This window comes from Streptomyces niveiscabiei, from assembly GCF_001419795.1.
Taxonomy (GTDB): domain Bacteria; phylum Actinomycetota; class Actinomycetes; order Streptomycetales; family Streptomycetaceae; genus Streptomyces; species Streptomyces niveiscabiei.
In genome coordinates, this window is the sequence record NZ_LIRL01000135.1 from 1 (window position 1) to 7,900 (window position 7,900).

Sequence of the window (7,900 nt, forward strand, 5' to 3'; positions counted from 1 at the left end):
CGACCAGGCCAGCCCCCTGACCTCCCGCCCGCTCGCGGCGCTCGGCTGGCTGGTGCGCGAACTCAACGTGGACGTACCGAAGTTCGGCCGCGTCGACTTCCCCCGCTTCACCTACGGCCTGATGGCGGCCACCACCCTGTATGAACCCCTCGACACCGAGCACACCGGCCACCCGGACGGCCCCGCGCTCGCGGACCTCCAGCGCCTCGAACACCGGCTGCGCGCCCTGGAGGAGGCCCTGGCCGGCGAACGCCCCATGTGGGACACGCTGGCCGCGTGGGTGTCGGCGGCGATCCCCCTGGTCACGTCGTTCGCGCCGGGACTCGGCCCGGTCGAGGAACTCCTCCAGCGGATCATCGGGCAGGCGGGGGAGCGCGGCGGCGCCAAGCTCGACCAGGCGGCCCTGAAGTGGTGGGACGAGGAACTCCTCGCCATCCCGGGCTCCGGCATCAGGAAACTCCTCGACTGGGTGTTCCTGAGCCTGCGCCTCCAGGTCCCCGCGCAGGCCCGCCGCGACCTGGAGAGCCGCCTCAGCGCCGCCTTCCTCGCCGACATCGACGCCCACTACCGGCGAAGACACTGGCGGGTGAGACCCCTGCCGCTGATCCTCCTCGACAACACGCACACCCCCACCGGCAGCCGTCTCCTGGACCTCCTGCTGACCGCCTACGCGAGAGCGGCGGGCCCCGAGAACGCGCGGGGCGAGCAGGTTACCCGCCCGGTGATCGTCGCCACCCGGCTCGCCGCCCGGCCCCGGCCGGCCGGCCCCAAGCACCCCCACCCGCTGAGCGTCCCGCAGTTCGGCACCCTCATCTGGCACAGCCCCCGCAGCGACGCCCGCGACGCCTGGCAGGTGTGGCTCCAGGCGCCGGCCCTCGGCGCCGACAGCATCGCCACCGCCCTGGGCACCCCCTGCCCGCGCGGACTGCCCAACCTCGTCGAGCAGATCGGCGCCGGCCGGGCCGGCTGCGCGCACCCGCTGATCGAGGCCGCCCGCGAGAGCCTGCGCACCGGACGCCGCGCCACGCTCCTGCGCGCCGGACCCCAGGAGCTGGGCCCCGCCCTGCTGAGCCTGCCCCCGGCGGGCACCGACCAGGACGGCACCGTCACCGCCGCGCTGCTGCGCTACCTCGTCCCCGACCGCGACCTGATCGACGCCCTCCTGCTGTGGGCGGTGGCGCTGCGCCCGGAGGACGTACCGCACCTGCCGGGGCACGACCCCGACCAGTACCACCGCGTCCGCGACCTCCTCAAGGAGGACCACTGGTACCGCGCGGCCTGGCCGGACGCCGCGCACCCGGCGATCGGCGACCGCACCCTGCGCGAACTCCTCCTGCACCACCTGCGCACCGAGGCGGGCGCCGCCCGCTGGACCGCGCTGCACACCGCCGCCCGCGACCGGTACGAGCCCGGCAGCGCGCCCCACCTGCACCACACCCTGGCCCTCGGCCGCCGCGAGGAGGCCGTCGCCGGACTGCACACGGCGTTCGGTGACACCGGCCGGCTCGGCTGGCTGGCCACCGTGCAGACCGTGTGCGCGGCCCCGCACCCGCCCGACGGGTACGGCGGCGGGCGCCCGCAGCCGGCCGCGCTCTGCACGGCGTGCGGCTCCCACCCCGAGCGACCGCGCCACGACGACCGCCACCGCGCGATCGGCCGCCTCCTGGACCTGCTGTGGGGGGTCTCGACGCTCTCCTCCCTCTACACGGACGACCCGGAGAGCCCCGACAACCGGCTGAGGCAACTGCTCAACGGCTTCGACGTGGCCTACGAGGACCAGGAACTCGCCACCGCCGACGCCGCCCGCCGCTGGCCCGTCCTGCTCGCCCAGGGGCGGCGCGTCCCCGAACTGCCCACCGCCAGAAGGGAACACTGACGTGGCACCCGAGTTCTGGCCGACGCCGGTACTGATCGGCGGGCCGATCGTCCTCCTCCTCGCCCTCGGCGCCGGCGTCTGGCTGGTGCTGCGGGCCCACTTCGTGCCCGTCGTGCGCGGCGTCCTCCTCGGGGCGTGCGCGCTGCTCGGGTTCGGCGCGGTCGCCGTGGCCGTGTGGGCCGTGGGGCTCCCCGACTACTGCCAGAGCGGCAACCAGCGGCTCGTGAAGGAGGACGGGCAGTGCGTCGGCGTCAGCGACGGCGGCCACGTCTACATCGCCGAGCTGGACCAGGTGTCGAAGGCCATCAAGGACCTCAACGACGAGGTGACGGACGGTCAGAAACCGTACGCCACCGTCGCGTTGATGATCCCCATGACCCCGGCCGCCGACAGCAGGGCCGACCGGGACCAGATCCTGCGCGAGGTGCAGGGCGCCTACCTCGCCCAGTACCGGGCCAACAAGGTCGACGACTCCGACATCGGCATCCGCCTCGTCCTCGCAAACCCCGGGCGCGCCATGGACCACGGCAGACAAGTCGCCGACTGGCTGGGGGAGATGACCCGTACGGACGACCGGCTGCGGGTCGTCTTCGGCTTCAACCTGAGTGTCCGTCAGAACGCCGACACCATCGGCTACTTGACCAGGGACAAGGGCATCCCCGTGGTCGGCGGCCCGATCACCGCGACCGACCTCGCGAACGACGGCGCCGACCGCTACCCCGGCCTCGTCAAGGTCGTCCCCTCCAACCGCGACCAGGCCCAGGCCCTCAGCCACTACCTCGGCGGCGACCGGTCCCGGACCTTCCTGATCCAGGACGAGAACAGCGACGACCTGTACTCCCGGTCCCTGCGCGACGCGTTCCAGGAGGTCACCAAGGGCGCGGCGGGCGGCCCCGAGACGTACGACGCGGAGAAGGTGCTCTACCGCGACTTCCGGCAGATGGTCGGCAACGTCTGTGACTCGAAGGCCACCACCGTCTACTTCGCCGGCCGGCCCCCCGCCCTCGCCAACCTCATCAGGGCCCTCGGCGACCGGGGCTGCCGCGAACGCCCGATCCGCGTCGTCACCGTCTCCGGCGCCTCGACGATCACCCTCGACCCGAACCTCGACTGGGGCGCCTTCACCCGGGGCGCGGGCCTGACCGTCGAGTACGCGACCATCACCCACCCCGACGCGTGGAAGGCCGGCACCAAGGGCCGCCCCGCGACCGGCGGCTCCCCCGACGACCTCGCGAAACTCACCGGCCTCATCGGCGGGCAGACGCGGATCGGGACCGTCGACCTCACCGACGGCCGCACGATCACCATGTTCGACGCGGCCACCACCGCCGTCACCGGCATCGCCGACCGCGTCGACGAGAAGGGCACGGTCCCGGCGCTCGCCGACATCAAGGAGACCTGGCGGCGGCTGCGCGGCCAGTCCAAGGTGGAGGGCGCGAGCGGCTGGATCTGCCTGAAGAGCGACGGGACGCCGTACGACAAGGCGGTCGCCGTCGTCCGGCTCGTCCCGCCGGCCGCCGGGAAGGCCGGGAAGGGGACCCTGGCGTTCCAGGCGATCGCCTGGCCGACCGGACGCCCGCTGACGGAGGACATGTGCCGCAACGCGCGCGGATGAGCGGCTCCATTGGTACATCGGTGGTGATTGCAACTAGTCTCGTCGGTACATCCCCCGCACCGAGGAGCACACCATGGCGAAGATCCTGTTCCTGATGACCGCCGCCGACCACTGGACCCTGGCCGACGGCACGACCCACCCCACCGGCTTCTGGGCCGAGGAAGCGGTCGTCCCCTACGAGGCGTTCCAGGCCGCCGGCCACGAGATCACCGTCGCCACCCCCGGCGGCGCGATCTCCCCGGTCGACGCCAACAGCCTCGACTCCGACGAGATCAAGGCCGCCCTGGAGAAGGCGACCGGCCTGCGCGAGCCCATCGCCCTCACCGACGTGACGCTGGAGGACTACGACGCCGTGTACGTCCCCGGCGGGCACGGTCCGATGGAGGACCTCGCCGTCGACACCGACTCGGGTGCGCTGCTCACCCGCGCGGTCGGCTCCGGAATGCCCGTCGCCGTCGTCTGCCACGGTCCGGCGGCGCTGCTCGCGGCCGTGCAGGACGACGGCACGAACGCGTTCGCCGGGTACCGGGTCGCCGCCTTCACCAACGAGGAGGAGCGCATCGGCGGGTTCGCCGAGAAGGCGAAGTGGCTGCTGGTGGACCGGCTCACCGAGGCGGGGCTGCGGGTCGAGTCCGGGGCGCCCTGGGCGCCGTACACCGTGACCGACCGCAACGTCCTCACCGGGCAGAACCCGGCGTCCTCCGCGCCGCTCGCCGCGCTGCTCAACGAGAAGCTCGGCTGAGTCCACGAGGCTGGGGCCCCGCGCCGGTGCCGGGGCCTCGCGCCGGGTGCCGGGGCCCCGCGCCGGTTTCACAGTCCCAGTGCGGGGAACAGCGCCGAGTCGACGTACCGGCGCAGGAAGTCCGCGTCCGCCGGGGTTCCCTCGATCAGGGGGCGGGTGACCAGCGCGCCGACCATCAGGTGCGCGACGTAGTCGAGCGCGGGGGTGTCCGGGGGGACCTCTCCGCGCTCGACCGCTCGGGCGAGCAGTGTGTCGAGGCCGGACACCTCGGGGTCGATCAGCAGGCGGCGCAGCGCCGCCAGGAGTTCCGGGTGCGTGTGCACCGCGTAGGCCAGGCCCCGGATCAGCGCGGTGTCCTCGGCCATGCGGTGGTCGTCGATGCGGTCGATCAGGGTCATGAAGTCGCCGCGCAGGGAGCCGGTGTCGATGTCGGCCAGCGCGACCGGCTTCTGGTGGCGCAGCGCCTTCGCGACCAGCTCCGGCTTGCCCGCCCACTGGCGGTAGAGGGTCGCCTTGCTGCACCGGGTGCGGGTGGCGACCGCCTCCATCGTGAGCCCCTCGTACCCGACCTCGCGCAGGAGGTCCAGGACGGCGTCGTACAACTCGGCCTCGCGCTCCGGGCCGATGCGGCTGCGGCGTGAGCGTGGCGCTGCGGTCGTCGGGTGTCCGGTCATGGCCACCGTCCCCTCACTTGGTGTCCCGGCCTCCACGCTATCGCGGACAATGATAAATACGAAACCGTTTCGGTCGTGAAACATGCCACCTGTAAGACTGGACCCGAGCACCGCCGGAAGGGACCCGCATGCCGACCACGTCACCGCCCGCCGCGAGACCGGGCCGACCCCGTGACCCCGGCGCCGACGAACGCATCCTCCAAGCGGCCGTCGACGAACTCGCCGAGACCGGCGTCGCGGGCTTCCGCACCAACTCCGTGGCCGCCCGCGCGAAGGTCGCCAAGCGCACGCTCTACTCCCGCTGGCCGGAGCGCGACGACCTGGTCCTCGCGGCGCTCAGCAGCCTCTCCGGCTGCGTCCACCCGCCCCGCACCGGCAGCCTCGTACAGGACCTCGGCATCCTGTACGACACGATGGCCGAGGCCCTGGAGAGCCCCCAGTGGCTCATCGTCTACCGGTGCTCCTTCGAGTTCCCCGACTTCCCCGAGCTGTACGCCACCTTCCTGCGCGACTGCGTGGACCAGCCGCTCGCGGTCATGGAGGACGTGCTCTACGACGCCGAGCGGCGCGGTGAGCTGCGGCCGGGGCTCGACCGCTCCGTCGCCGCCGAGTCCTTCGCCGCCGCGCTGACCAACTTCAGCTCGCACATCTCGCACCAGCGCGGGGTGAGCGCGGCGGGGACGCGGGACCGGTTCCTGGACCTGTTCCTGAACGGGGTGCGGTCCACGGAGGGCTGAGACCGTCCGGGGCGGAGTGTTCTTGTTCTGGCGATACGCCGTACCGTACGCTGACCCGCATGCCCCGCACCTCCCCGTCCCTGGACCGCGCGACCCCGGCCCGTATCGCCGAGACCGCCCTCCGCCTGGTCGACGAGGGCGGGCCCGAGGCGCTCACCTTCCGGGCCCTCGCGGCCAGGCTCGACATCTCGCTCGCCTCCCTCCAGCGCCGCTGCACCGACCTCGCCGGACTCCTCGACCTGTGCCTCGACCACCTCGCGGCCCGCCTCCCGGAGGCCACCGGCGACTGGGCGACCGTGACCGAGACCCGGTTCACCGCCCTCTACCGGCTCCTCGTCGCCCACCCCGGCCTCCTCGCCCTGCGCGGCACCCGCCCCTGGCTCGGCCCGAACCTCCTCGCGCGCCTCACCGAACCGCAGCTCGCCGACAGCCTCGCCACCGGCATGACGCCCACCGAGGCGATCACGACGTACCGGTCCCTGTACCTCCTCACCCTCGGCAGCGCCGGCTTCGTCGACCACCGCGACCCCGCCGCCGCCCGCGCCACCACCCGCCGCGCGCTGGCCGCGCTCGACCCCGACGCGTTCCCCGTCCTCACCGCCCACCTGGCCGAGATCGTCCCCGCCGTCACCGACCACGACGTCTACCTCGACGCCCTCCGCCGCCTGATCCACGCCGCCAAGGAGCCCCGCACATGATCTTCAGCAGCGACAACACCGCCGCCGCCTCCCCCGAGATAGTCGAGGCGATGACCCGGGCCGCCACCGGCCCGGCTCTCCCGTACGGCGCCGACGACCACTCCGCCTCCGTACGGCGCCGGCTCGCCGACCTCTTCGAGTGCGACGTCGACGTCCTGTTCGTCTCCACCGGCACCGCCGCCAACGCGCTCGGCCTCGCCACGCTCACCCCGCCCTGGGGCAGCGTCCTGTGCCACCGCGAGAGCCACGTCAACAACGACGAGTGCGGGGCGCCCGAGTTCTACACGGCGGGCGCCAAACTCGTGCCCCTCGGCGGCCCCGACGCCAAGATCGACCCCGCCGAACTGCGCGCCGCCGTCCGCCACAAGGCGGGTGACGTGCACAGCGTCGAACCGTCCGTCGTCAGCATCACGCAGGCCACCGAGTCCGGTGCGGTCTACACCCTCGACGAGGTACGGGAGCTGGGGGCGATCGCCAAGGACGCCGGGCTGCGGGTGCACATGGACGGCGCGCGGTTCGCCGGCGCCGTCGCCTCCCTCGGGTGCACCCCCGCCGAGCTGACCTGGAAGGCCGGGGTCGACCTGCTGTCCTTCGGCGCGACCAAGAACGGCACGATGACGGCCGACGCGATCGTCGTCTTCGACCGCTCCCGCACCGCCGAACTCGCCTTCCGCGGCAAGCGCGCCGGGCAGCTCACCGCCAAGATGCGCTTCCAGGCCGCCCAGTTGGACGCCTACCTCACCGACGGCCTCTGGCTGCGCAACGCGGCCCACGCCAACGCGATGGCCGCCCGCCTCCAGGACGGCCTCAAGGCGATCCCCGGCGTCGAAGTCCTCGGCGCGGCCGACGCGAACATCCTCTTCGTCCGCTTCCCCCAGCAGGTCATCGACGGACTCCTCGCGGACGGGTTCGTCTTCTACCACGACCGCTGGGGACAGGGCGTCGTACGCCTCGTCCCGTCCTTCGCGACGACGGAGGCGGAGGTCGACGCGCTGATCGGCGCGGCGACCCGGCACGCGGCCTGACGGTCAGCGGTTGCCGCAGTTGTCCTCCCAGACCATGTTCGCGTACTTGTCGCCCTTGAGGTAGACGGCGCTGATCCAGAACGAGTAGCGGTCTCCCTTTCTGCCGGTGCTGACCCAGACGTCATTGGTGTAGCCGTTGTCGGTGATCGACTCGCCCCACTGCCAGCACAGGCCGAGGACCGTGAAGTTGGCGGGGTACACGTCCTCCTTGTGGCTGTGGGAGTCGGGTTGGTCACGGACGTTGACGGCCTCATAGGTGGTGACCATGGCGGCGGCGGAGGCCGGACCGGTCGCGAGCGCGAGGCAGGCGGCGGTGGCGGCGGTCAGGGTCAGCGCCTTGGTGAGGTTCTTCATCGTTCCTCCGGTGACGGTGGTCGTTTCGCGATGCACTGTGACATGGGCCGACCCGCCCGGAGAAAAGCTTCGATCTTCTTCGAAACGTGCCGTCACCGCCAGGAGTTGAGGCGCGCGGCCCGGCGCGTGCGGACCTGGCGTGCCGCTGTCCGGCGACCCGCAGCAGCAGCTTCCCCGTC

Annotated in this window: 8 protein-coding genes; 6 read left to right on the top strand and 2 right to left on the bottom strand. The window is 72.7% G+C overall.

The features are described 5' to 3' along the window. The 3 genes from AOK24_RS07360 to AOK24_RS07370 all read left to right on the top strand — a co-directional run. Nucleotides 1–1,876 (top strand): hypothetical protein (locus tag AOK24_RS07360; protein WP_055719236.1); only part of this gene is annotated, 1,876 nt, incomplete at its 5' end. Nucleotide 1,877: 1 nt separating this feature from the next. Continuing rightward, complete coding sequence (locus tag AOK24_RS07365) at nt 1,878–3,491, top strand: ABC transporter substrate-binding protein (RefSeq protein WP_055719237.1); 1,614 nt, start codon at nt 1,878–1,880, stop codon at nt 3,489–3,491. 73 nt (nt 3,492–3,564) lie between these two features. Further along, entirely contained in the window at nt 3,565–4,233 is a 669-nt protein-coding gene (locus tag AOK24_RS07370; RefSeq protein WP_055719238.1) for a type 1 glutamine amidotransferase domain-containing protein, read from the top strand. Between the two features lie 68 nt (nt 4,234–4,301). Here AOK24_RS07370 and AOK24_RS07375 read toward each other — a convergent pair whose 3' ends face one another. Then, the gene (locus AOK24_RS07375) at nt 4,302–4,907 is read right to left on the bottom strand and encodes a TetR/AcrR family transcriptional regulator (RefSeq protein WP_055719239.1); all 606 of its coding nucleotides are present in this window, start codon (nt 4,905–4,907) and stop codon (nt 4,302–4,304) included. A 128-nt stretch (nt 4,908–5,035) separates the two neighbouring features. On the opposite strand from AOK24_RS07375, the gene AOK24_RS07380 reads away from it, so the two are divergent. Genes AOK24_RS07380 through AOK24_RS07390 form a run of 3 tightly spaced genes read left to right on the top strand, consistent with a single transcriptional unit; the run spans nt 5,036 to nt 7,367 of the window. Next, nucleotides 5,036–5,644 (top strand): TetR/AcrR family transcriptional regulator, encoded by a 609-nt coding sequence (locus AOK24_RS07380; RefSeq protein WP_055719240.1) that lies wholly within the window; start codon nt 5,036–5,038, stop codon nt 5,642–5,644. A gap of 59 nt (nt 5,645–5,703) precedes the next feature. Next, nucleotides 5,704–6,342 (top strand): TetR/AcrR family transcriptional regulator, encoded by a 639-nt coding sequence (locus tag AOK24_RS07385; RefSeq protein ID WP_055719241.1) that lies wholly within the window; start codon nt 5,704–5,706, stop codon nt 6,340–6,342. Continuing rightward, nucleotides 6,339–7,367, top strand: a complete 1,029-nt coding sequence (locus AOK24_RS07390) for a threonine aldolase family protein (protein WP_055719242.1) — start codon at nt 6,339–6,341, stop codon at nt 7,365–7,367. Before AOK24_RS07385 ends, AOK24_RS07390 begins: the two co-directional genes overlap by 4 nt. Before the next feature lie 3 nt (nt 7,368–7,370). On the opposite strand, the gene AOK24_RS07395 is transcribed toward AOK24_RS07390, so the two are convergent. Next, nucleotides 7,371–7,721, bottom strand: coding sequence for a hypothetical protein (locus tag AOK24_RS07395; RefSeq protein WP_055719243.1), 351 nt, complete (start codon nt 7,719–7,721; stop codon nt 7,371–7,373). Nucleotides 7,722–7,900: the final 179 nt, after the last annotated feature.